This is a genomic window from Hartmannibacter diazotrophicus (assembly GCF_900231165.1).
In the GTDB taxonomy this organism is placed as follows: domain Bacteria; phylum Pseudomonadota; class Alphaproteobacteria; order Rhizobiales; family Pleomorphomonadaceae; genus Hartmannibacter; species Hartmannibacter diazotrophicus.
The window spans coordinates 1,500,845-1,521,449 of record NZ_LT960614.1 but is presented as its reverse complement, the minus strand read 5'-3'; the positions used below and the strand labels follow the sequence as shown (position 1 = coordinate 1,521,449).

General features: G+C 64.6%; 18 protein-coding genes. 1 reads left to right on the top strand and 17 read right to left on the bottom strand.

What is annotated here, in order from left to right:
- Nucleotides 1-5: 5 nt before the first annotated feature.
- The 5 genes from lpxB to lpxD are packed head-to-tail and all read right to left on the bottom strand — an operon-like array spanning nucleotide 6 to nucleotide 4,476.
- Entirely contained in the window at nucleotides 6-1,286 is a 1,281-nt protein-coding gene (gene lpxB / locus HDIA_RS07060) for a lipid-A-disaccharide synthase (protein ID WP_342748116.1), read from the bottom strand.
- Nucleotides 1,283-2,131 carry an LpxI family protein gene (locus tag HDIA_RS07055; RefSeq protein ID WP_099555524.1) on the bottom strand — a complete coding sequence of 283 codons (849 nt, stop codon included), beginning with the start codon at nucleotides 2,129-2,131 and terminating at the stop codon, nucleotides 1,283-1,285. The genes lpxB and HDIA_RS07055 overlap by 4 nt, the downstream gene beginning before the upstream one ends.
- Nucleotides 2,128-2,937: an acyl-ACP--UDP-N-acetylglucosamine O-acyltransferase gene (gene lpxA, locus HDIA_RS07050; protein WP_099555523.1), complete on the bottom strand. Its 810-nt coding sequence runs from the start codon at nucleotides 2,935-2,937 to the stop codon at nucleotides 2,128-2,130. The genes HDIA_RS07055 and lpxA overlap by 4 nt, the downstream gene beginning before the upstream one ends.
- Before the next feature lie 5 nt (nucleotides 2,938-2,942).
- Nucleotides 2,943-3,374: a 3-hydroxyacyl-ACP dehydratase FabZ gene (fabZ, locus tag HDIA_RS07045; RefSeq protein ID WP_099558755.1), complete on the bottom strand. Its 432-nt coding sequence runs from the start codon at nucleotides 3,372-3,374 to the stop codon at nucleotides 2,943-2,945.
- A 49-nt stretch (nucleotides 3,375-3,423) separates the two neighbouring features.
- Entirely contained in the window at nucleotides 3,424-4,476 is a 1,053-nt protein-coding gene (gene lpxD / locus HDIA_RS07040) for a UDP-3-O-(3-hydroxymyristoyl)glucosamine N-acyltransferase (RefSeq protein ID WP_099555522.1), read from the bottom strand.
- A gap of 45 nt (nucleotides 4,477-4,521) precedes the next feature.
- Between lpxD and HDIA_RS25230 the strand changes: the two genes are divergently transcribed.
- Complete coding sequence (locus tag HDIA_RS25230; protein ID WP_157775408.1) at nucleotides 4,522-4,689, top strand: hypothetical protein; 168 nt, start codon at nucleotides 4,522-4,524, stop codon at nucleotides 4,687-4,689.
- A 7-nt stretch (nucleotides 4,690-4,696) separates the two neighbouring features.
- Here the strand turns inward: HDIA_RS25230 and bamA are convergent, their stop codons facing one another.
- The 12 genes from bamA to HDIA_RS06980 form a co-directional block, all read right to left on the bottom strand.
- On the bottom strand, nucleotides 4,697-7,057 hold the full coding sequence (gene bamA / locus HDIA_RS07035) for an outer membrane protein assembly factor BamA (protein WP_099555521.1): 2,361 nt from the start codon (nucleotides 7,055-7,057) through the stop codon (nucleotides 4,697-4,699).
- A 293-nt stretch (nucleotides 7,058-7,350) separates the two neighbouring features.
- Nucleotides 7,351-8,484, bottom strand: a complete 1,134-nt coding sequence (gene rseP, locus HDIA_RS07030; protein ID WP_099555520.1) for an RIP metalloprotease RseP — start codon at nucleotides 8,482-8,484, stop codon at nucleotides 7,351-7,353.
- Between the two features lie 293 nt (nucleotides 8,485-8,777).
- Entirely contained in the window at nucleotides 8,778-10,013 is a 1,236-nt protein-coding gene (locus HDIA_RS07025; RefSeq protein WP_342748115.1) for a 1-deoxy-D-xylulose-5-phosphate reductoisomerase, read from the bottom strand.
- Nucleotides 10,007-10,831, bottom strand: a complete 825-nt coding sequence (locus HDIA_RS07020) for a phosphatidate cytidylyltransferase (RefSeq protein WP_245884190.1) — start codon at nucleotides 10,829-10,831, stop codon at nucleotides 10,007-10,009. Before HDIA_RS07020 ends, HDIA_RS07025 begins: the two co-directional genes overlap by 7 nt.
- Before the next feature lie 23 nt (nucleotides 10,832-10,854).
- Nucleotides 10,855-11,649: an isoprenyl transferase gene (locus HDIA_RS07015; RefSeq protein WP_425432925.1), complete on the bottom strand. Its 795-nt coding sequence runs from the start codon at nucleotides 11,647-11,649 to the stop codon at nucleotides 10,855-10,857.
- Nucleotides 11,650-11,973: 324 nt separating this feature from the next.
- Nucleotides 11,974-12,537, bottom strand: a complete 564-nt coding sequence (frr, locus tag HDIA_RS07010; protein WP_099555518.1) for a ribosome recycling factor — start codon at nucleotides 12,535-12,537, stop codon at nucleotides 11,974-11,976.
- 87 nt (nucleotides 12,538-12,624) lie between these two features.
- Entirely contained in the window at nucleotides 12,625-13,344 is a 720-nt protein-coding gene (pyrH, locus tag HDIA_RS07005) for a UMP kinase (RefSeq protein WP_099555517.1), read from the bottom strand.
- A gap of 224 nt (nucleotides 13,345-13,568) precedes the next feature.
- Complete coding sequence (tsf, locus tag HDIA_RS07000) at nucleotides 13,569-14,492, bottom strand: translation elongation factor Ts (protein ID WP_099555516.1); 924 nt, start codon at nucleotides 14,490-14,492, stop codon at nucleotides 13,569-13,571.
- A 247-nt stretch (nucleotides 14,493-14,739) separates the two neighbouring features.
- Nucleotides 14,740-15,531: a 30S ribosomal protein S2 gene (rpsB, locus tag HDIA_RS06995; protein WP_099555515.1), complete on the bottom strand. Its 792-nt coding sequence runs from the start codon at nucleotides 15,529-15,531 to the stop codon at nucleotides 14,740-14,742.
- Between the two features lie 320 nt (nucleotides 15,532-15,851).
- Nucleotides 15,852-19,304: a DNA polymerase III subunit alpha gene (dnaE, locus tag HDIA_RS06990; RefSeq protein WP_099555514.1), complete on the bottom strand. Its 3,453-nt coding sequence runs from the start codon at nucleotides 19,302-19,304 to the stop codon at nucleotides 15,852-15,854.
- 128 nt (nucleotides 19,305-19,432) lie between these two features.
- Entirely contained in the window at nucleotides 19,433-19,744 is a 312-nt protein-coding gene (locus HDIA_RS06985) for a hypothetical protein (RefSeq protein ID WP_157775406.1), read from the bottom strand.
- Between the two features lie 131 nt (nucleotides 19,745-19,875).
- Nucleotides 19,876-20,559: an ABC transporter ATP-binding protein gene (locus HDIA_RS06980; protein ID WP_099558752.1), complete on the bottom strand. Its 684-nt coding sequence runs from the start codon at nucleotides 20,557-20,559 to the stop codon at nucleotides 19,876-19,878.
- Nucleotides 20,560-20,605 lie beyond the last annotated feature (46 nt).

The window sequence follows — 20,605 nt, the reverse complement described above, 5'->3', positions numbered from 1 at the left end:
AGGGGTCAGGTCGCGGAGAGTTCGCTCCGGCGGCCTGACCTTGCCACGTCAATGACGATGCCGGCGGCAAGATCGCTCGGGTGTGCACCGTCCGGCAGCGCCATTTCCTCGCGCAGGCGCTCAAATTGGCCGACCTGCTCCCGGCGCTCCGGGCTTGCCGGATCGAGCAGCTTTTCAAGGCGCTTGGCGAGCGCCGGACCGTTGACCTCGTCATCGAGAAATTCCGGGACGACGTTGCGACCGAGGATAATGTTGACGAGCACCATCGACGTCGCCTGGACAAGGCCGGGGAAGACCTTGGTCAGATCCCTGAAACGCCGGTAGAACCAGTCGAGCTTGTAGCAGACGAGCATCGGCACGCCGGCGAGCCCGAGTTCCAGCGTCACGGTCCCGGAGGCCGCAAGCGCCGCATCGGCCGACCGGAAGGCCGCGTATTTGGCCTCCTCCCCGCGCACCATCTCCGGCTTGACCGGCCATGCTTCGATAGCCTCAGCGATCTCGCCCTCCAGATGGTCGACGGCAGGCAGCAGGGCCCGGAAGGCAACGCCCTTGGCGGCGAGCAGCGACAAGGCTTCACCGAAGGGCTGCATCAGCCGGGAAACCTCGCTGCGCCGGCTGCCGGGCAGGACCAGAAGGACCGGCAGGTGATCGCCCTTGGCATCGGTCCCCGCCTCAGTCGCCGTCTCGCGCAGCAACTCCATCTTGCGCGACAGCGGATGGCCCACATAGGTGCAGGGCGGCCCGCCAAGGCGGCGATGGACTTCGGGCTCGAAGGGCAGGATCGCCAGCAGATGGTCGACATAGACCGCCATCTTGCGCGCCCGGCTCGGCCGCCACGCCCACACGCTGGGGCTGACATAGCCGACGATCGGAATGCCCGGCTGCTGGCGCCGGATGCGCTTGGCGACGGCGTGGGTGAAGTCCGGGCTGTCGATGATGACGACCACGTCCGGCTTGGCAGCAATGGCAGCGGCGACCGTCTCGTGGACCCGGCGGATGATGGTCGGCAAGCGCGCGAGGACAGCGCTCAGCCCCATGACCGCGATTTCGGACAGGGGAAAGAGGCTCCTGACGCCGAGGCGCTGGAGACGAGGGCCGGCAAGACCGGAGAATTCCACCGCGCCGCCGAGCTGCCGCTGGAGAGCGCCGGCGAGTTCGGCCCCGAGCGCATCGCCAGATTCCTCGCCGATCACCAGAAAGACACGCAGCGGCCGCGCGGCGTCGGCAGGCATCGGGGCATCAGGCGAGCGGACTTCCTCGCCGCCGCTGGTCGCGGCCCCGGTCATGGATCGATCTTCCGCTGGCGCGCGACAAGGAAAATCCCGGCCTTGTCGGCCATGTCGATGGTCGCCTCGCGCTCCAGGATCAGCACGCGCCCCGCCTCGATGGCAATGCCGGCAAGATCGGCCTGCGAGACCACCTCGATCGTCGCCGGACCGATGACCGGCATGTCGACGCGCAGGTCCTGCTGCACCTTGGCGGCCTTGACGAGCACGCCCTCCCTGCCCTTCCAGCGCAGGCGGCCGATCTGGCGCATCTCAATGATGCGCCGGACCAGACGATCCGTGCCTTCCACACCCTCGACGCCGACGACGCGGCCGCCGACGGCCACCGCTGCCTGACCGATATCGAGCCGACCGAGCAGATCGACCGCCTCGAAGGCGCAGGCGATGTCCTCGTCATGGCGGCGCTGCGGCAGGATTCGGCCAAGGACGCCCGGCCGCGCGACAAGGCCGGACGCGACCTGATGCGCGCCAACGATGCGGATGCCCCGTTCCTCAAAGAAGGTGATAACGCGCTGAAGCACCGTGTCGTCGCCGCCGACCATCATGGCGAGGATCCGCGGCAGATGCACGATGGCCCCGAAGTCCAGTCGGATCGAGGAGAAGTCCGGACGCGTGACGGAGCCGCAGAAGACCATCTCGCCGATCTCCTCGCGCTTCAGAAGATCGAGCAGCTTGCCGATCTCGCCCCAGCGGATGGTGTGGTGGCGAAAGCGGGCGATCTCGTCGCTGGCCTCGCCATCGATGCCGAAGACGACAACCTCACGGCCTTCCGCGAGAGCGCCGTCGGCGACGGCGATCGGCAAGGCCCCACCGCCGGCGAGGATTGCAAGCCGCGGCACGGTCATTCCTCGGGGCCTTCTCCTGCGGCAAGAGGCGTGGAGATTTCGCGGTCGCTGCCGGCCTTCAAGAAGGCGATGAGGCGGTCGACGAGGCCCGTGCCGGCGTATTCGGCCTCAAGACGCTCGATGCGCGCCTTCAGCGGGTCGTTGCCCGCAAAGAGGAAGCGATAGGCCGCACGCAGGGTATGGATGTCCTCGCGCGGATAGCCCGCCCGCCGAAGGCCGACGAGATTGAGGCCGTTGAGGCGGCCGCGGTTGCCCGTCAGCATGCCGAAGGGGATGAGATCGGCGGTCACGCCGCTCATGCCGCCAACAAAGGCATGGTCGCCGATGCGCACCCACTGATGGACCGCACTGAGGCCGCCAAGGATGACGTGGTCGCCGATCTCGACGTGCCCGGCCAGGGTCGCATTGTTGGCAAGGATCACGTTGTCGCCGACCTTGCAGTCATGGGCGATGTGGACACCGACCATCAGCAGGCAGCGGTTGCCAACACGTGTCTCCATGCCGCCACCCTCGGTGCCGAGATGCAGCGTGGCATGTTCGCGGACGACCGTGTCCGACCCGACAACAAGGCGGCTCGGCTCACCCTTGTACTTCAGGTCCTGCGGCGCAAGACCGGCCGACGCAAAGGGGAACAGGCGCGTTCGGGCGCCGATATGCGTGTGCCCGTCGACGATGGCATGGGACACAAGTTCGACGCCGTCCTCAAGCGTCACATTCGGCCCGACCGTCGAGAAAGGACCGATCCGGACCCCTTTGCCCAGCACAGCACTTTCAGCAACGATCGCCGTCGGATGAATCTCGGCCATATCGCTCACGCGTCAACAAGCATGGCGCTGAGCTCGGCCTCGGCCACCTTCACGCCGGCCACTTTTGCCTCGGCGTAGTACCACCACATGTTGCCCCGCTTCTTGATCTTCTTGAGGTGATATTCGACGACGTCCCCCGGTCCGACCGGCTTGCGGAACTTCACCTTGTCGACCGTCATGAAATAGACGAGCTTGGGCGTCGCGTTGCCCTCTCGCGAGGCCACGCACATCGCGCCGGCGGTCTGCGCCATGCCTTCGATCATCAGGACGCCCGGCATCACCGGCGCCGCGGGGAAATGTCCCGTGAAATGCGGCTCGTTGATCGTCACGTTCTTGATGCCGACGCCGGATTCGTCACCGTCGACATCGATCACGCGGTCGATTAGAAGAAAAGGATAGCGATGCGGCAACAGTTCCAGGAGCCGCATGATATCCATGACTTCCAGCGTCTTGCCGGATCCGCCCGCGTTGTCCTGCCCCACCGTCTCAGTCACTGTCCTTTTCTCCACTGGCTGCCGCCGCAAGTTTGCGCAGCGTTCTTGTTTCCTTCATGAACTGCCGGATCGGCTTGGCGGGCGATCCCATCCAGCGCTCTCCGGCAGGAATATCATCGGCAACGCCGCTGTTGCCGGCAACCTGGGCGCCCATGCCGATATGCAGGTGGCCGGACAGGCCCGCCTGGCCACCAAGCGCCACATAGTCGTCGAGCCGCGTGCTGCCGGAAATGCCGCTCTGCGAGACGATAACGCAATGGCGCCCGACGACGACGTTGTGCCCAACCTGCACGGCGTTGTCGATCTTGGTTCCCTCGCCGATGATCGTGTCGCGGTTCGACCCGCGATCGATCGTCGTGTTAGCACCGATTTCGACGTCGTCCTGGATGATGACGCGGCCGATCTGCGGCACCTTCAGGTGGCCGCCCGGCCCCATGGCAAAGCCGAAGCCGTCCTGACCGATCCGGCACCCCGGATGCAGGATCACGCGGTTGCCGACAAGCGCGTAGAGAACGCTGGCACCCGGACCGACATAGCCGTCGCGCCCAATGCGCACACCCTTGCCGATCACGGCATTGGCGCAGACGACGGTGCCCGAACCGATCTCGACCTCGGGACCGATCACCGCTCCGGGCTCGACCGTCACGCCCGCTTCAAGCCGGGCAGACGGATCGACCACAGCACTTGGGTGAATGCCCTCGTTGCCGAAGGAACCCTTCAGTTTCGTGGCGTCCGGGAAGAGCGCCTGCACGACCTGGGCGCTGGCGCGGTAGGGCGCGGCCGCCACGATGACCGCGACGCCCTCGGGCGCCATCGCGGCGTATTTCGCAGCGCAGATGCAGATGGCAGCCCGGGTCTCGCGCAGTTGCGGCGCATAACGGGGATTGTCGAGGAAGGTGAGCTGGCCGGGGCCCGCGTCGCCGATCGGCGCCACCGCATCGATCCGCGTTTCCGGATCGCCGCTCGCCAAGGTGCCACCGACAAATTCGGCAATTTCAGCGGCTGTCAGGCTGCGAACGGGATGGAAGAACTTTGGATCGGACATCGTCACAGGGCTTCGTCATTGTTGGTCGGCCGGGGCCCGGACGTCATGCATATCAAGATGCCGGATCGTCAGGTGCCGGACGAGGAGGCCACCGCCTCTCATTGTCACCTTGCCATAGCGTTGTTGCCGGCGTTTTGGAATCGAATTTCGGCCAAATCGGACTCTTCAAAGAAAAAGGCCGCCGGAGCGGCGGCCTTTTCCCATCATTTCTGAAGACCGATCAGAACTTCGTGCCACCGGAGAAGCTGAAGATCTGGGTCTTGTCGGCACTATCCTTCGACACCGGCACCGCGAAGTTCGCTCGCAGCAGACCGAAGGGCGACTGCCAGAGAACACCGAAGCCAACCGAGGCACGAATGGAGGCATCGTCGCCGATGACGGTCGCGCCGGTCGAGGACACGGTCCCGCTGTCGACGTCCCAGACCGTGCCGGCGTCGGCGAAGAGCGAGCCGTAGAAGCCGAGGTCTGCCGGGATCAGCGGCATCGGGAAGATCGTTTCCGCCGTACCGCCGACATAGAACTGGCCACCGAGCGTGTAGCCCGTCGTCGCGTCGCGCGGACCAATGCCGCCCGTCGAGAAGCCGCGCACCAGATCGTTGCCCATGCGGAAGTGGTCGGTATAGGCGAGATCCTGGCCAAGACCCATGACATGGCCGGCCTTGGCACCCAAGTGACCGATCATACCGTAGTCAGGCAGGAACTCCTTGTAGTAGTCCGCCTGGATCGTCGTCTTGAGATACTGCGCGTCACCGCCGACACCGGCACCTTCCTGCGAGAACTTCGCGAAGATGCCTTCACGCGGCATCTGGAAATTGTCGATGGTGTTGTAGGTGAGCGAGTAGCCAACCGACGACGTCAGGCGCTTTTCCGGAACAACCAGGCTGGCGGCACCCGTGCCACCGAAAGCGGGAGTCGTGTAGGCCGGATGGATGTTGCTGATGTCGGACTGGGAGATGTTGTAGTTCAGGCCGAGCGTGAGTTCCTCGGTCAGCGGGATACCGAAGCGCAGCGTGCCGCCGGTGACGATTTCGTCATAGGGGTGCAGGCGATCGGTCGTGCTGCCGATGGAGTCACGGAAGATGTCGAACCCGGCGGCCAGTCGGCGGCCGAGGAAATAGGGCTCGGTGAAGGACAGGCTGTAAGTCTGGGTGTCCTCGCCACGACCCGCCGCGATCTTCACCTGCTGGCCACGGCCGAGGAAGTTCTGCTCGGACAGCGACACCTGCGCGATGAAGCCGGCATCGGTCGAGTAGCCGCCGCCGATGGAGATTTCACCGGTGGACTTGTCTTCGACCTGCACGTTCACGACCACCCGGTCCGGAGCGGAGCCCTGTTCGGAGAAGATGCGAACGCTGCTGAAATAACCGAGATTGTTGAGCCGGCGCTCGGCCTTGTCGATCAGTACCTGATTGTAGGCGTCACCCTCGGCCAGATCGAACTCGCGGCGAATCACCTCGTCCTTGGTGCGGGTGTTGCCGATGACGTTGATGCGCTCGATGTAGGTGCGGGCGCCCTCGTCGACATAGTAGGTGATCGAGATGGTGTGGGCGTCGTAGTCACGCTCACCGCGCGGACGGACCTGGGCGAAGGCATAGCCCTTGGAAGTCACTGCCAGCGTCATGTCCTCAAGCGTCTTCTGGACCTGGTCCGAATTGTAGACGCTGCCTGGAACCGTGCGGGCATCCTTCTGCAGCTTGGCTGCATCGAGGTCCTTGAGAGTGGATTCGACCTTGATGTCGCCGAACGTGTACTGCTGGCCCTCATCGACCGTGAAGGTGATGAAGAAGGCGTTCTGATCGCGGTCGAAATCGGCGACGGCGGAGATCACGCGGAAGTCCGCATAGCCGTGACGATAGTAGAACTGACGCAGGGCTTCCTGGTCGGAGCTCAAGCGATCGGGATCGTAGTTGTCGGACGTCCGCAGCCAGCCGAGAATGCCGGATTCGCGGGACTGGATCACGCTCTGCAGGCGACCGTCGCTGAACGCCTTGTTGCCGATGAAGGTGATCTTGGAGATCTCGGTGCGCGGACCCTCGTCAATCTTGTAGATGAGGTCGACGCGGTTCTCGCCACGATCGATGATCTGCGGCTCGACCGACGCATTGTAGCGGCCGTTGCGGCGATAGAGTTCCAGAATGCGCTGAGTGTCGGTCTGGACCTTGGCGTCCGTCAGAACGGAGCGAGGCTTGAGCTCGGCGATCGCGGCAAGGGTCTTGTCGTCGTACTTGTCGTTCCCCTCGAAGGCGACACGGCCGATGATCGGGTTCTCGACCACGGTCACCAACAGAACGCCGCGGGCCGAGGCGATCTTCACGTCCGAGAAAAGACCGGTGTCAAAGAGCGCCTTGGTCGAAGCATCGACGTCGAGCGGACCGAAGGTCCGGCCGGGCTTGATGGTGATGTAGGAGGTAATTGTGCTCGCATCGACACGGGTATTGCCGCGGACCGAAATGCTTCTGACCACATCCGCGTGAGCAGCAGTACTGCCGATAAGCGGAAGGCCGTCGCCAACAACAGGAACCGCCGTAGCGACCATTGCCGCGATAGCTACGACTTTCATCACTTTGAAGAATGATCTCATGAGATACTCGAACCTGCTGTTCACTTGCCCGATTCGCCGCTCAGAGCGGACGCAGACCCCGTCACGTATTTGACGGTTCTACAGGGTTTGCCATCATTGGCAAGCACATGCGCGCCTGCCGGTGCGTTTCCCGGGCAAGACGTTGCGCAGCGGCAACGCTTGTCCGTTTCAATTTATCTAGATCGTAACGATTTCCGCCCGACCGACCGGGAAGACTCGCCGTCGCGATCCACTCCAACATTTTCATCCGGCCCGCAACAGGCCCCCGCAATCCGGTGCGGGAGCACGCAGCATCAGCCGATATTGATCCCCCGTGCGATGTCGTTCCAGGTCGCAAAGAGCATCATCGCAAGCACGATGGCCAGTCCGATCTGGAAGCCAAGCCCTTGAGCGCGCTCGGACAACGGACGTCCGCGCAGCGCCTCCAGGGCATAGAACATCAGGTGCCCGCCGTCGAGCAGCGGAATCGGAAAGAGATTGATCAACCCGATGCTGACCGACAGAACCGCCGCCAGATTGACGAGAGCGGCAAAGCCCAGCGTCGCCACCTCTCCGGAAATCTGCGCCACCCGGATCGGGCCACCCAGCTGATCGGGCTTCTCGATCCCTCTGACGACATTGGCAATGTAGCCGAGGGAGCGGGACATGATGTCATAGCAGCGGAAGGTCGCCTCGCCGACCGCCGAGAAGAGGTCGAAGCGCTCCAGCTGGGCGCTGTCTTCCACCGGCTTGATGCCGAGCAGGCCGATGCGCATCTTGTTGCCGAAGCCGTCGTCGAGTTCCTGCCACTGCGGCGCCGCCTGCAGCGTGATCGACCGGCCGTTCCGCTCGATGCCGAAGGTCAGGGTCTCATTGGCGCTGGTGCTGACAACACGCTGGATGTCCTCGAAGATGCGAATCTTGCTGCCGTCGATCGAGACGATCTGGTCGCCCGGCTGGAAGCCCGCCTCGGCGGCCGCGCTGTCGGGCATGACAGCGCCAACCTCGGGCGGGAAGACCATCTTGCCGTAGGCCATGAAGAAAACGGTGAAGATGGCGATCGCCAAAAGGAAATTCGCAATCGGACCTGCCGCGACGATCGCCGCCCGCCGTCCGATGCTCTTGGTCTGGAAACGGCCGGCCTCGTCTTCGGGCGCAAGCTGGACCGGCGTCTCGCCGGTCGGCGCGCTGGCCGGATTGAGGTCGTCGACGAACTTTACATAGCCGCCGAGGGGAATGGCCGCGAGGCGCCAGCGCGTTCCCTTCGAATCATTGAACCCGAAGAGTTCCGGGCCGAAGCCGATCGAGAAGGCCTTCACCTTGACGCCGCACCAGCGCGCGACAAGAAAGTGACCGAGTTCATGAAAGAAGACGACAACGAGCAACACAAAAAGGAACGGCACGATCGTGCCGATCAACCCGTTGTACAGTCCCAGGACGACGTTCATCGCTTACCGCTCTTCCCTGTGCAATGCGAACAGCCACACCCCGGCCATTTGGGTTTCACTATCGCATGTCCGCCCGGCACGTCCAATGGAAACACAAACCGCCCACATGGGCTGCTTTCCATGATCGCCAAGCCGGCGAACACAAAGCGACGTCATGATACCAGCGACCGGCCTCGGACGCGGCACCGACGGCGCTCCGCTCACCACAGTTTTACGCAAATTCCTTCACAATTATTAACCAGGGTCCGCCTGTCAGACGTCTTTCTGACGGAAAAATGGCAGCCGGCAGGCTTTCAGTGCGCCCCTTGCCAAGCGACGACCCGTTCTGCGGCATGCCGGCGGGCCTCGCGGTCGAGGACGATCGCCGCCTCCACCGACGCAAGCCGGGACAGGAGCCCCTGCCCTTCGCAGGCCGACAGTGTCTCCTCGACGACGGCAGCGATATCGAGATAGCCGATCCTCTCGCCGAGGAAGGCCCCGACGGCGACTTCGTTGGCCGCGTTGAGGACATTTGTCGCCGCGCCGCCGCGGCGCAGCGCCTGTTCGGCGAGGGCAAGGCAGGGAAACCGGTCGCGGTCCGGCTCTTCAAAGGTCAGTGTGCCGAGACGGGCAAGGTCCAGTGGCTGGACCGGAACGGCCATCCGCTCCGGCCAGGCGAGGCAATGGGCGATGGGCGTGCGCATGTCCGGGCTGCCGAGTTGGGCGAGCAGGGAACCGTCGACATAGCGGACCAGCCCGTGCACGACCGACTGGGGGTGAACCAGAACGGAAAGCCTGTCGGGCGAAAAGCCGAAGAGATGGTGGGCCTCGATCAGTTCGAGCCCCTTGTTCATGAGGGTCGCCGAATCAATCGTGATCTTGGCCCCCATGACCCAGCGGGGATGGCGCAGGGCCTCGGCCAGCGTGACGCGCGCCATCGCCTCGCGCGGCATCTCCCTGAACGGCCCGCCCGAGGCCGTGAGAATGATCTCCGCAACGCCGTCCAAGTTGTCCGGGTCGAGGGCCTGGAAAATGGCGTTGTGCTCCGAATCGACCGGCAGCACGCGCGTTCCGGCAGCCGCCGCCGCGCGCATGAACAGGTCCCCGGCGCAGACCAGGCATTCCTTGTTGGCCAGCGCGATGGCGCCGGCCTTGCCGATGGCGGCAAGACTCGGTGGCAGACCGGCAGCCCCGACAATCGCGGAGACGAGGATGTCGACCGGCTCCGAGGCGGCCGCCACGACGCCATCGGCTCCGGCAAGGACCGTAACACCGGTCCCGGCCAGCCTTTCGGCAAGGGCCGGATAGGCACGATCATCGGCGACGGCAACGATCCTCGGACGTACCTTCAGTGCCGCATCCGCCAGGGCTTCCGCATTGGTGTTCGCTGTCAGCGCCACCACGGCGAAGCGGTCGGGATTGCGCTGGACAAGGTCGAGCGTGCTCTGTCCGATCGACCCGGATGCTCCGAGAATGGAGAGTGTCTTCGGTGCATGAGCCGGCACCGGCTGTGCGACCACGGTCTTCTCCATTGCCGTTTGCATCACCATCTGAGCAGCCTCGATGCCAGTTCGCCATCGCCGCCGTGCGCGATGCAGATCGCCGCAGCCACGACTGCGGCCGGCACGACGCCGTCGAGACGATCCATCACGCCGCCATGCCCCGGAATGATCGATCCGGAGTCCTTGACCCCGAAATAGCGCTTCACGGCGGATTCGGCCAGATCGCCCAGTTGGGCGACGACGGAGAGGCCGAGTGCGATCAGCCCAAGAATCGGAAGGGCTGGAAGATCCGCCAGATAGGCGAAGGCGAGGGCTGAAAGGATCGCCGCGAGCGCGCCGCCGATGGCGCCGGACCATGTTTTCTTGGGGGAGATGCGCGGGGCAAGTTTCGGTCCACCGAGAGAGCGACCGGCGAAATAGGCCCCGCTGTCGGTAGCCCAGACCACGACGAAGACGAAAATGACGGCCAGGAAACCGTCGAAGCCGCTGCCGCGCAGCATTGCGAGCGCCATGGCCGGCAGCCCGGCATAGACGAGACCGGCCGCGATCCAGATGTTGCGCGGCTCCGTTGCCGCCGTCGCCGCAAAGATCGCCGCGCCAAGACCGAGACCTGCGACCGCCGCCGGCGGCTCTAAGGCAAGGCCGGCGACGCAGATGGCACAGAAGACCGGCAGAGCCCGGCGCAGATAGTTGGAAATAGGCGGTTTGGAAATGCCGAGCCACTCGGCCATCACCAAGGCGCTCAGAAGCGCCAACAGCGTCAGAAACGCGATGCCGCCGACATAGGTAATGCCGACCGCCACCGGAACCAGTACCAGCGAAGCCAGGACACGCTGGACAAGGTTGGAGGCCGGAACGGATGGCAAGATGTCTTTCCCCGTTCCCGGCTTCACCGCTTCGCCCCGGTTCCGAGGCCACCGAAACGGCGTTCCCGGTTCCGGAACTGGCGGAGCGCGTCGTCGAAATGCGCGGCATTGAAATCCGGCCACAGCGTATCAACGAAGACGAACTCCGCATAGGCGGCCTGCCAGAGCAGGAAATTCGACAGCCTTTGCTCGCCGCTCGTACGAATGATGAGGTCCGGGTCGGGAATGTCCCGGGTCAGAAGACGGGATTCGAAGGTCGCCTCGTCAATGTCCTCGGGGCGGATCCGGCCGTCGACGGCATCCTGAGCCAGCGAGCGCGCCGCCTCGACGAGTTCCGCGCGGCTTCCATAGTTGAAGGCCACAACGAGCGTCATGCCGGGATTTTGCGCCGTCAGAGCCTCCGCGTCCTCAAGGAGGCGCTTGATATCGTCGGGAAGCCGGTCGCGAGAGCCGATCACGCGGACGCGCACGCCCGACTTGTGAAGCTCCATCAGATCCCTGCGGATGAAAAAGCGCAGAAGGGAGAGAAGTTCGCCGACTTCCTCGACCGGGCGGTTCCAGTTCTCGGACGAAAAGGAAAAGAGGGTCAGATAGGAAATGCCCAGACGCCCGGCATGCTGGACGATCTCGCGCACGGTCTGGACGCCGCGCCGGTGCCCCTCGCCGCGCGGCAGCCCCCGCGCCCGGGCCCAGCGGCCGTTGCCGTCCATGATGATGCCGACGTGACGCGGAACGGCGAGCGTGCCCCCGCTGTCGCCATCCTTCGACATGACATCGCTGTTCACGTGCATGGTGTCTTCCAGGGCTCCCGCGGCCATGTCGTCCGATATCCCCCAGCCCTGTTTCCCGGCGATGCTCCCTTGCGCGGAGCCGGTCACGCCTCACATCGAAAGCACATCCTGAAATCCTGCCGGAGATTTGGCAAGGCTGTGCCATGTGGCGGCGTCGATCCGGGCATCCGGTCCAGCGCATGATCCGCTTCGCCCTGCCCCGACCCGATCAGGAGCAGGCCCCATTCTACCCGATGCCGGGACCAAGTCCCTATCCGGTCCAATCGCCGGATCAACCGGAAAGACGCCCCGGATTGCGGCTCCTGAGCCTCGTCTTCCCGCTCTCGTCCGAACGACTTGAGCGGAGCAGCCCTAGACCTGCATGATTTCCTGCTCCTTGGCCGCCAGCATCTTGTCGACCTCGACGATCGACTCGTCCGTCAGCTTCTGGACCCGATCCGACTGCTGGCGCGAGGCGTCCTCACTGATCTCGCTTTCCTTTTCCAGCTTCTTCAGCGTGTCCATGCCGTCGCGGCGAACGTGCCGGATCGCGACCTTGGCGGCCTCGGCGTATTTATGGGCGATCTTGACGAGTTCCTTGCGGCGGTCCGTGTTGAGTTCCGGAATGGGCAGGCGCAGCAGGGTGCCGTCCGTGACGGGATTGAGGCCGAGATTCGATTCGCGGATCGCACGCTCCACAGCGCCGACCATCTGCTTGTCCCAGACCTGAACCGAAAGCATCCGTGACTCCGGCACACTGACGGTCGCCACCTGGTTGATTGGCATCGTCTGCCCCCAGGCCTCGACGACGATCGGTTCGAGCAGGCTCGCACTCGCGCGGCCGGTCCGCAACCCCGACAGTTCCGTCTTGAAAACCGACAGCGTGCTTTGCATGCGACGCTTCAGGTCCTCGATCTCAAAGCCTGCGTCCGACATAGTCCTCACCTTCCAAACTCTTTGCGCCGCCACGTTCGATGTGGCGACTGCGTTCCGATCCCGCCGCGCAAAAGCGCGCCCGGCGGCTCAGTCCGCGATCCGCGTGCAGCGCCCCTCCCCTTTCAGGACATCAACGAAGGCGCCCGGCTGATGAATGGAAAAGACGATTACCGGAATACGATTGTCGCGGGCAAGTGCAATTGCCGCCGCATCCATGACTTCGAGGCCGCGGGAGAGAACTTCCTGGTGAGAAAGCGTCTCGTATCGCTCGGCCGTCGGGTCCTTCTTCGGGTCGGCACTGTAGACACCGTCCACCTGCGTTCCCTTGAAAATGCCGTCGCAGCCCATCTCGGCCGCGCGCAGCGCCGCGCCACTGTCGGTGGTGAAAAAGGGATTGCCCGTGCCGCCAACGAAAATGACGATGCTTCCATCCTCGAACGCCTTGCGGGCATCGCGCTGGGTGAAGGTGGAACAGACCACCGGCATGTCGATGGCCGAGAAGACGCGCGCTCTGACGCCAAGCTTTTCGATCGCGCTGCGGATCGACAGACCGTTCATGACCGTCGCCAGCATGCCGAGGTAATCGCCCGTCGTCCGGTCGCCGCCTTCCGCAGCCACCTTCACGCCGCGAAAGATGTTGCCGCCACCGACGACGATGCCGACCTCGACGCCGAGGCGCCGGGCCTCCACCACTTCGCCCGCCACCCGCTCGACGACCGCCGAATCGATACCGAACCCCTTGTCGCCCATCAGGGCCTCACCGGAAAGCTTCAGCAGAACGCGCTTGTAGCTGGGCGTGGATGCCATGATTCAGGTCCTCGTCGGGCAATGGGTCAGGGTGCAGGCAAGACAGATGGGCACACCGGGGGAGCCAAGACGTCGCTGCCGCGAATGCCGCGCGCCGTCCTGCCGAGGCGATGCAATACGCAATTCCGGCACGCTCAGCCATAGTGGCGATGCATCATGGTGAAAAAAAAGAGCGCCGGCAGCACCGGCGCTCTCGATTTTCCCCTTGCACGAACGGTTCGTGCTCAGCCCTTGGCGGCTGCGGCGACTTCGGCGGCGAAGTCGCTCTCTTCCTTCTCGATCCCCTCACCGAGGTTGTAGCGCACGAAGGCCTTGACCGTGACCGGCGCGCCGACGGCCGCCTCGGCCGCCTTCACCGCCGCCTCGACGGTCTTGTCCGGGTCCATGACGAAGGGCTGCTTCAGCAGCGTCACTTCCTCATAGAACTTGCGGATGCGGCCTTCGACCATCTTCTCGATGATGTTGGCCGGCTTGCCCGATTCCTTGGCCTGCTCGGAGAAGATCGCGCGCTCGCGCTCGACGACGTCCGGAGCGATCTCGTCGGTCGTCACGCCAAGCGGGTTGGTCGCCGCGACGTGCATGGCGATCTGGCGGCCAAGCTTCAGAAGCTCGTCCGTGTTGCCGGCCGATTCGAGCGCCACGAGCACACCGATCTTGCCGAGACCATCGGTCACCGCAGCGTGGACATAGGGCGCGACGACGCCCTGCGAAACCGACAGGACGGCGGCGCGGCGCAGCGACATGTTCTCGCCGATGGTGGCCACCAGTTCCTTGATCTCGTCTTCCACCGAATGCGGCTTGCCCGGATAGGCCGCAGCGGCAACGGCCGCGATGTCGCCTTCGCCGCCGACAGCCACCTCGGCGACGCTGCGCACGAGCGTCTGGAAGGCATCGTTGCGCGCGACGAAGTCGGTCTCGGAGTTCACCTCGACGACGGCAGCCTTGTTCGGAGCAACGGCGACGCCGATCAGGCCCTCGGCAGCGATGCGGCCGGCCTTCTTGGCGGCCTTGGACAGGCCCTTGGCGCGCAGCCAGTCAACGGCGGCTTCCATGTTGCCTTCGTTTTCCTTCAGCGCGTTCTTGCAGTCCATCATGCCAGCGCCAGTCGCCTCGCGCAGCTCTTTCACCTGTGCAGCCGAAATGTTCATCGGAGCTCTTTCCTCTTGTTGCGGTCGTGGCTCATGCGCCATCTCATGCCCGCCAAGACGACAAAGGCATGACAATGGAGGGCCCTGACCGAAAAAGCCGCGCCGCGCCCTGGCCTGGCGGCCGATATCGCGATGGCGACCCCATGAAAGAAACGGCTGCCGGCCCGATTCGGGCCCGGCAGCGTCAAATTCCTAGATTGACCGCGCGGCGGCCAACGCCGCCACGCGATGCATCCACTCGAAGGACTCAGGCCGCCGGAGCGGCTTCGGGGGCAACTTCCTCAGCCGCCAGCGCCGGCTCTTCCGGCAGCTCTTCCGACGCACCGACATCGATGCCGAAGTCGCCCTGGGCACGCGAGATGCCGTCGATAGCGGCACGCGCGATCAGATCGCAATAGAGCGCCAGCGCACGGCCCGCGTCATCGTTGCCCGGAACCGGGTAGGCAATGCCGTCCGGATCGCAGTTGGAATCGAGAATCGCGGCCACCGGAATGCCGAGGCGGCGGGCTTCCTGAATCGCGATCGCTTCCTTGTTGGTGTCGATCACGAAGATGAGGTCCGGCACGCCGCCCATGTCCTTGATGCCGCCGAGAGCACGCTCAAGCTTGTCGCGCTCGCGGGTCATGTTCAGGCGCTCTTTCTTGGTGAGCTGATTGGCCTGGGTACCGGCGAGAATTTCGTCGAGCTTGCGCAGACGCTGAATCGAGATCGAGATCGTCTTCCAGTTGGTCAGCATGCCGCCGAGCCAGCGGCTGTTGACGAAATACTGGGCCGACTTGCGCGCGGCTTCCGCGACCGGCTCCTGGGCCTGGCGCTTGGTGCCGACGATCAGCACGCGGCCACCCTGGGCGACGGTGTCGCTGACGGCCTTCAGCGCCTGATGCAGCGACGGCACCGTCTGCGCGAGGTCGAGAATGTGGATGTTGTTGCGCGCGCCGAAAATGAAGGAGGCCATCTTCGGGTTCCAGCGGTGGGTCTGGTGGCCGAAGTGGACACCAGCCTCGAGCAGCTGGCGCATGGTGAAATCGGGAAGTGCCATAACGTATTTGTCCTTTACCGGTTGTTCCTCCGCGGGGATGAGACCAAAATCCATTGGTCACCGGATGGGTACGCGTCAGCGCACCCGCGGCCCCGCGTGTGAGATGGCGGTCCCTATAGTGCAACGAGGGACCGCTGGCAAGTCGCGACACGGCGAAACTCCGCCTTTTCGACGACATGCCGTCTATCTAAGACACCATTATATCGGGACAAGCCCCGGAACGCGCAACGCAGACCTGCCCTAGAGGGCGCCGGCGGCCCGAACGGCAGGCCGGCTGGACGTTCCCGGTCGCACCGCGTCTTCCGGCGCGATCAGCACGCTCAAGCGAGTTCGACGTCGACGACGCCCGGGATCGCCTTCAGCGCGCCGGCGATCTGCGGCGAGACGCGATAGCGGCCGGGCAGCTTGACCTCCACCTCGCGCTTGCCCTCTTCCAGAAGCACGATCAGCGACACGTCGCCGTCGCCGGACGGGGCAAGCTGATTGCGCAGGCTGTCGACCGGTTCAGCGCTGCGCAGGAAGACGCGCAGGCTGTGCTGGAGCCGCGCGGCGGCCTCATCCAGCGGCTCGGCGGAATCGATGCGGATGCTGATGCCTTCCGGCCGATCCTCGGCCCCGACGAGGATGATGACGGAGCGGCCGGGCTCCAGAACCTCGCGATAGTGGTTGAGACCCTCGGAGAAAATCACCGCCTCGAACTGGCCGGTCGGATCGGAAATGCCGAGGATGCCCATCTTGTTGCCGGACTTGGTCTTGCGCTCCTGACGGGAAACGATCGTCCCGGCAAGGCGCCCTGCCCCCGCCCCGCGCTTCACCGCGGCGGAGAATTCGGAAAAGGTCTGCACGCGCAGGCGAGACAGCACGGCCTTGTAGGCATCAAGCGGATGGGCCGAGAGATAGAAGCCGATCGCCGCATGCTCACGCTGCAGCTTTTCTTCCGGCAGCCATTCGGGAATCTTGCCGAGCCGCACCGGCTCGACCTCGGCCGCTCCGCCGAAGAGCTCGTTCTGGCCACTCGCTTCGCGCTCGGCCCGGTCTGTCGCCGCGCCCAGAACCTGCTCGATGCCGGAGAACATGCGCGCGCGGTTGCTTTCGAGCGCATCGAAGGCGCCGGCAGCCACAAGGCTTTCCATCATCCGCTTGTTGAGCATCCGGGCGCCGATCCGGGCGGCAAAGTCCGAGAGGTCGCTGAACTTCCGCTCGCCCCGCACCTCGACCAGATGCTCGACCGCCTGCCGGCCGACCCCCTTAATCGCAGCGAGAGCATAGAGAATGCGATCCTCGCTCACCTCGAACTCGACGTCCGAGCGGTTGACGCAAGGCGGCAGCACCTCGAAGCCGAGCCGCATCGCCTCACGGCGGAAGTCGTTGAGCTTGTCGGTGTTGCCCATGTCGAGCGTCATGGAGGCGGCCATGAATTCGACCGGGTAGTTCGCCTTCAGGTAGGCCGTCTGGTAGGCGACGAGCGCGTAAGCTGCCGCGTGTGACTTGTTGAAGCCGTAGTCAGCGAATTTCGCCAGAAGGTCGAAGATCGTGTTCGCCTCGGCCTTGTCGAGCCCGTCCTTTTGCGCACCCTCGACGAAGCGCACGCGCTGGACGTCCATCTCGGCCTTGATCTTCTTGCCCATGGCGCGGCGCAGGAGATCGGCCTCGCCGAGCGAATAGCCGGACAGGATCTGCGCAATCTGCATCACCTGTTCCTGGTAGACGATGATGCCGTAGGTCTCTTTCAGCACCGGCTCCAGCTTGGGATGGATGTAGTCCGGCTTCTCGTGGCCGTGCTTGCGCGCGCCATAAACGGGGATGTTCGCCATCGGACCCGGACGATAGAGCGCAACGAGGGCGATGATGTCCTCGAAGCAGTCCGGCTTGATGTCGGCAATGGCCTTGCGCATGCCCATGCTTTCCAGCTGGAACACGCCGACCGTCTCGCCGCGCTGCAGGAGGCCATAGGTCTTCGGATCGTCGAGCGGCAGAGCCGACAGGTCGATCTTCACGCCGCGCCGCTCGATGAGGTTCACCGCCTTCTGAAGGACGGTCAAAGTCTTGAGCCCGAGGAAGTCGAACTTCACCAGCCCGGCGCTTTCCACCCATTTCATGTTGTACTGGGTGACGGGCATGTCGGAGCGCGGGTCGCGGTAGAGCGGCACCAGCCGGTCAAGCGGCCGGTCGCCGATCACGATACCGGCGGCGTGGGTCGAGGCGTGGCGGTATAGCCCTTCCAGCTTCAGCGCCATGTCGAGCAGGCGATCGACGATCTCTTCCTCGCGCCGGGCCTCGCGCAGGCGCGGCTCGTCGGTGATCGCCTGCGCCAGCGTCACGGGATTGGCCGGGTTCTGCGGCACCAGCTTGCAGAGCCGATCGACCTGGCCATAGGGCATCTGCAAGACGCGGCCGACGTCGCGCAGCACGGCGCGGGCCTGCAGCGTACCGAAGGTGATGATCTGGGCAACCTGCTCGCGGCCGTATTTCTCCTGCACGTAGCGGATCACCTCGTCGCGGCGATCCTGGCAGAAGTCGATGTCGAAGTCCGGCATCGAGACGCGTTCCGGGTTCAGGAAGCGCTCGAAGAGCAGCGCGAAGCGCATCGGGTCAAGATCAGTGATCGTCAGCGAATAGGCGACGAGCGAGCCCGCGCCCGACCCGCGCCCCGGCCCGACCGGAATGCCGTGGGCCTTGGCCCACTTGATGAAGTCGGCAACGATGAGGAAGTAGCCCGGAAACTTCATTCCGGTGATGATCGACAGCTCGAATTCGAGCCGCTTTTCATAGTCCTCCCGCGTCAGGCCCGGCGCCATGCCATGACGATCAAGGCGGTCGGCAAGACCCTCGCGGGCCTGACGTTCCAGTTCGCCCGCCTCCGCCCGTTCCGCCTCGGCCACGTCGGCAACGTCCGCGCCGGCAAAACGCGGCAGGATCGGCTTGCGCTTCCTGGGGCGAAACTGGCAGCGGCGGGCGATCTCGACCGTGTTCTCCAACGCCTCGGGCAGATCCTTGAAGACCTCCACCATCTCGGCACGCGTCTTGAAATAGTGGTCCGGCGTCAACCGCCGGCGATCGTCCTCGGCCAGCACCCGACCCTCGGAAATCGCGATCAGGGCGTCATGGGCCTCGAAGCTTTCTCGGCTTGGAAAGAAGCACTCGTTGGTGGCGACGAGCGGCAACCCGCGCGCATAAGCCAGATCGATGAGGCCGGCCTCGACCATCCGCTCGCTGTCGAGACCGTGGCGCTGGATTTCGACATAAAGCCGGTCGCCGAAGAGCGCGGACAGCCGTTCCAGCCGGTCGTCGGCAAGCGCCGGATGCCCGGCCGAGATCGCGCGATCAATGGGCCCCAGGGCAGGCCCGCCGGTCAGGCAGATGATTCCCTCGCCAAGCCCCTCAAGGGCCTCGATCGGAACATGCGCCGGCAGCCCCGGCTCCGGTCCGAGGAAGGATTTGCTGACGAGCGTGACGAGGTTGTTGAACCCCTGCTCCGTGGCCGCGATCAGCAGCAGCGAATAGAGAACCGGACCGGCGTTGACCTTGCGCGGGTCGATCGCCTCATCGTGAAAATCGATGGCGAGCGCACAACCGATGATCGGCTGCAATCCCGCTCCGGACGCCTTCTCGGAGAATTCGAGCGCGCCGAAGAGATTACCCGTGTCGGTCATCGCCACGGCCGGCTGGTTGTCCTTGAGGGCCAGATCGATGACCTTGCCGAGCGGCAATGCGCCCTCGAGGAGCGAATAGGCGGAGTGAACGCGAAGATGCACGAAATCGAGTGCCGCCATGCTTCTTTCGCCTCCTTGCCGGGTTCGGCCCTACGGCCGGTTCATGCGGGGCACCATGACCGTTCGCGACCAGACCCGACAACCATCATTGCACGGTGGGCCCAAACCGATTGTGGAAAAGCCCGGCATCAAAGACCTGTCATGCCGACGAAGGCCGTCGCGGCGACAATCATCACCGACAGAAGCGCCAGATCGCGCACCACGCCGGACTGGGTCAGATGGCGGGTGGCGACGAGATGAAGGGGCTCGATGAGATCGGCAGCCGGCAGGGCCGCGCCGATCCGCCCTTCCTTGCGCGCCGCGGCAATCAGCAACCGGCGGCAGAGGGCATCGAGATCGCCGACCCGGCCGCGACGCAGATGGATCTCCTCGATCCGGTCAAGGGCGGGAAGCCTCGCCGCACGAGAAACGCCTTCGCCGACTGCAAAGAGGAATGCCATGAGAGCCTCCAACGGAAGTTCGTGTTTCGTTCCGTTCATTAGTTCCCATTTTGTTCCATCCGTCAAGAGCGCCCCGATCAAGGCAGTGTCTCAGTTTGAAGGGTGTGGTGAACGAAGCCTTAACGAGCCCGTCAGTCCATCGGAACGATCTTGCCGTCGACGAGGGTGATGCGGCGATCCATGCGCGCCGCGATCTCGACATTGTGGGTGGCGATCAGGGCCGCGAGCCCCGTGCCGCGCACGAGTGCCAGGAGCGCGTCATAGACGTAATGCGACGTCTTCGGATCGAGGTTGCCGGTCGGCTCGTCGGCGAGCAGCAGACGCGGTGCGTTGGCCACGGCGCGAGCAATCGCAACGCGCTGGCGTTCGCCGCCGGAAAGCTCGGAGGGCAGATGCTCGGCGCGGTGATCGAGCTTCAAATAGCCAAGCAGCGCCAGCGAGCGTTCCCTCGCCTCCTTGCGCGGCAGGCCGGAGATCATCTGCGGGACGACGAGATTCTCCACCGCCGTGAATTCCGGCAGCAGGTGGTGAAACTGGTAGACGAAGCCGATGTCGCTGCGGCGGATTTCGGTGCGGGCCTGATCATCGAGATGGGCGCAGGCCTTGCCGCAAACGGAGATTTCGCCCGCGTCCGGCTTTTCCAGAAGGCCGGCGACATGAAGCAGCGTCGACTTGCCCGTGCCGGAGGGGGCCACCAGACCGACCGTTTCGCCGGGCATCAGGGTGAAGTCGGCTCCGGTCAGGATCTCCAGCCGCCCCTCGCCTTCCGGGTAGGACTGGACGATGCCCTTGAGCTGCAGCGTCGGCACGTTCATGCCCTGCGTGGCGGGCTGCGCTGCCGTCTTCGGATTGGCATCCATC